Source organism: Peribacillus sp. NPDC056705 (genome assembly GCF_043656335.1).
The window spans coordinates 721-1,208 of the sequence record NZ_JBHTYI010000227.1; the positions used below are offsets into that span (position 1 = coordinate 721).

The following is a 488-nucleotide window of genomic DNA, read 5'->3' on the forward strand; positions in this document are numbered from 1 at the left end:
ATTATCCCGTCTGTGCTGCTGGCCATGGCCATTAGCCTCGATGGATTCGGGGCTGGTGTTACATACGGTCTGCGCAAAACAAAGATCCCGGCGTTGTCTGTACTGATCATCTCATTCTGCTCAGGTCTGGTTCTGTGTATATCCATGATGGCAGGCTCGTTGTTACAGCGATATTTATCTCCAGACGTCGCTTCCATCATCGGTGCAGCTATTCTCATCGTGCTCGGCGGTTGGTCCTTGTACCAACAGCTGATCAGGAAGCCTGATTCAGACGTGGCGTCAGGCAATGCTAGCAGGGAAGAACAGATCAACGGCAGTGGTGAACTCGTGATGGAAACAGCGGCTGCGGAGCAGGTGAATGATCCAGCTGCCCGTAACGAGCTGTCGCTGATTCCAAAAGCCGTATTCTCTTTAGAGATTCCCAAGATGGGTGTCGTTATTCAGATTCTGCGGAGCCCTTCCAAAGCCGATTTGGATGACTCGGGCAG

General features: G+C 52.3%; 1 protein-coding gene. It reads left to right on the top strand.

What is annotated here, in order from left to right; genetic code table 11:
- Positions 1 to 488 (top strand): manganese efflux pump (locus ACFRAK_RS29180; protein ID WP_394573225.1); only part of this gene is annotated, 488 nt, incomplete at both ends.